3 protein-coding genes are annotated in these 3,313 nt (G+C 34.0%); all 3 read right to left on the reverse strand.

Annotated features, from left to right (window positions below):
* Window positions 1–10: 10 nt before the first annotated feature.
* A complete protein-coding gene (locus FJR08_RS22465) occupies window positions 11–1,261 on the reverse strand; it encodes a hypothetical protein (RefSeq protein WP_168634638.1) in 1,251 nt (416 codons plus the stop codon).
* Between the two features lie 84 nt (window positions 1,262–1,345).
* Window positions 1,346–2,170 (reverse strand): hypothetical protein, encoded by an 825-nt coding sequence (locus FJR08_RS22470; RefSeq protein WP_051155259.1) that lies wholly within the window; start codon window positions 2,168–2,170, stop codon window positions 1,346–1,348.
* A 311-nt stretch (window positions 2,171–2,481) separates the two neighbouring features.
* Window positions 2,482–3,313 (reverse strand): DEAD/DEAH box helicase (locus tag FJR08_RS22475; RefSeq protein ID WP_168634639.1); only part of this gene is annotated, 832 nt, incomplete at its 5' end.

A 3,313-nucleotide genomic window follows, 5' to 3' on the forward strand; every position in this document is an offset into this window, starting at 1 on the left:
ACAACTGACCTTATTTTTTCACTAAAATATAGGCATTTGTATATTCAGGTAATTTTTGAATATATTGCTCAAAAGCTCTTTCACTGGTGAAAGTTCCTGCTAAAAAATCAAGTTGATAAAGATTAGGTAAAAATGCTCCACCTGTATCGGCAATTATGCCCATTTTTAAACGTTTCTGTCCACTCTGATTATCTTCAATGACAATTATTCTTCCTAAACCAATATTGAGAACATCCCCAGCAAATGTTACTCCTGGTTTAATGGATATTTTGGCATCTATTTTATATCCATAGCCTTTAATTGCATCAACTTCTTTAAAATACCAATAACGTGTTTGTGCAGTTGCTTTTAAGCCCCGAATATAGGACATTCCATTATTTCTATCTACGTTTAAAAACTCTTTAGTTCCATCTGTAAAATTAACTAATACTGTTCCCTGCATGAGTGCTGCTTCTAAACCACTGCGAGTTAAATAAGCAATTGGTTTAACTTTACCAAATTCTTTACCTCCAGGTTCATAAATACCTGATAAAACATCTTGTTTTGTATATTGGGTGTAAAATTTTTCTTGGCTTACTTCTTCGTTAATAGCGTAGATTGGCGTATTATATGTAGAAGTTTTTTGTCGAGAACCGGGATGAATAAAAGCTGCATATTTAGTAATTCTTAATTGTTTCTGCTGCGGATTTTCTGGGTTATGAGCAGACCATTTAATTACGCGAAAATTGGCGTTAATAAAGTTAGGATTTTGTAACCGAGTTGTTCGCTTATTAGAAATGTCTTCTTCTAAGACGACAATCATAAAATCTAATGTTTTCAGAATATCTTTAACGGTAACTCCTTGAGTTACTAAGATGCCTGTGCGTTGAATATCGGGATCTTCTTGAGAGTATTTCTGAAAATATTGTCTAGTATTTGTGAGTACGGTTAACAAATCAGCTTGATGAAAATTTATGGGATTATTTGGTAATTTCCCTATTTTTAATACTTGATTAGAATTAACACTATATTGATATTTTCGCCATTCATTGATGACTGAATAAAATATAGATTTCTCATTATTTCTGACATTTATATTAGATATTTTTTGCGGAGATATATCATGAGTAAATCCTTTAATTGGAGAATTTACTATTTGGGATAATGATAAATCTTTAACAATCTGTTGTTGTTGAATTGGCTGTTTATTAAGAAAAATCACTACTAATAAGCTAGTAATAAATACTGTGACTTTTAATTTTTGATTAAAGAGGATACGCATAATTCATGAAAATAAACAATGATTACCCCCCATTTTAGCATTCTCAGAATTATTGACAATGGGAAATCTGCCCAATTAAGATGATTAATCATTCATTTCTTTTAAGGTAGCTAATGCTGAAGGTGATAAACGACTAAGATACCGGAATATCCAATATTTAACTATAGTGTCTAAAATTACAGGAAATGTGGCAATAAACATAAATATATAATTTCTACTCGCGGGTAAACCTAAGTGTTCTGCAAATCCTTCCAGAATTATTTCCCAGCCATGTGGTGAGTGAAAGCCTACAAATACATCTGTAGATAAGATAATTAAAAAGGCTTTAGCACTATCGCTTAAACCATAAACAATTTGATCTACAAAGTGTTGAAGAGAAATAATATCTTTGGCACTAAAAACAATTACTAATGCAAAGGTAATTAATGCTATAATGTCTGCAAATATATTACTAATAGCGTTAGCACTTTTATCTCGAAATTTTGCTGCTAGTTCTATGGCTTTTTCTTTTATCTTGGATTCTACATTTTCTGGGGAATTTTTCCATTCTGAATCCAGAAGACTTTTAAACTTTAATTCTGCCCTAAATATTTTTAATTCATGAAAAGCTTCTTTCTCCATTTCCTGATTGAGAAAAATCAGGTGAGAGTTTTCAGTTCTCATCTTCTCTACTAAGGGAAGGATAAATATCCGCTTAGATAGTTGATGAGTGAGAAGGGGAACAATAATTAGCAGTAATAAGAATTTGACAGCTATAGTTGTCCGCTGTCTGGATATTTGATATTTTTTAATAAATTCTTGATCTGTATTCGGAGATATATCACTAAAAATTTTTTTGAAAGTTCTACCGATTGATCTAGGAAATATGCCAGTTTTTAAGAATGTAAATGGTTGTGATGGTTTTTTCACGATTAGATAAATCTAGTTTGAGATGAGATGTAGTCATCATAGCAATTCTTCCCTGATTGGAATCAACCTGATCATCCTACCTAGGAAGTTACAATTTGAGTTTGTTATTACAGCACTTTCCGGTGTTATGAGGTACATATCCAGCGGGCAAGATGCCCGCACTACAAGAGTTTCATAATTCAAGTTTGTACCTCATTAGAGCGAAATATGCTGTAAATAACACTATTAGATGTTTTATACTCTCCAGTTTGCAAATGCAAGCTGGAGTTATACAGCATTGAATTTAATTACCTGATATTTTCGGATAGTGCTTACTCACTATCTCCAATATCACGTTTAGGTGGACGCTTGTAGGTAAAAGTAAAACTCTCTCCACTAGCTATGACCTTTCGCATTTCCTCATACATAGGATAACTACCAACACCGCTTAAATTAGCCCAACCTCGCGCCCTGGTTAAAGCCACAAATAACTGGTTGCGGAAATTCACATCATTTTCATTCCGCGCTACATTATCAAAACCCACCACATAAACCATATCCGCTTCATGTCCTTTAGCGCGAGTAATCCGTGATACCGTCACACCACCTTCGTGCCAAAATTTATCAGGATCATGATTGGGATATTGGGGAACCAAATCATTTAACTTTAAAGCTGTAGGGATATAAACATCAATGTCATATTCCATTAAAAAGCCAGCTATCTGGGTTTCTAATTCCATTGCTTCATAGGTAGATCCTAAAATTACTACTAAAATATCTCGGCTGGGGTTAAGTCCGTCATGGACAATATTGTGCATAATTTTCTCAGCCAAAGCCTTCATTTCTTCCTGACGAGAACCATAAGTTTCAAATTCTAATACAGGTTTTCCCCAGATTTCTGATATGGGATTTGGTGAGTTTTCTGGCGGACGGCGCAATGTAATTTGTCTACCAGAAATAAATTTACTATCGCCGACAACTTCATAACCAATTTCCTTCCATGCTTTTTGATTTGTGAGTCCTGTCAGCATTCCTTCTGGACGTAACAAACCCATACCAATAGCGTGAGCAGATGTGAGAATTTGACCTGGTGTACGATAGCAACGTCGCATAATTTCTGATTTTTTAATGCCACCTTTATAGCTACCAGTTACCGCCTTATTC

This window comes from Dolichospermum sp. UHCC 0260 (assembly GCF_009711985.1).
Taxonomy (GTDB): domain Bacteria; phylum Cyanobacteriota; class Cyanobacteriia; order Cyanobacteriales; family Nostocaceae; genus Dolichospermum; species Dolichospermum lemmermannii.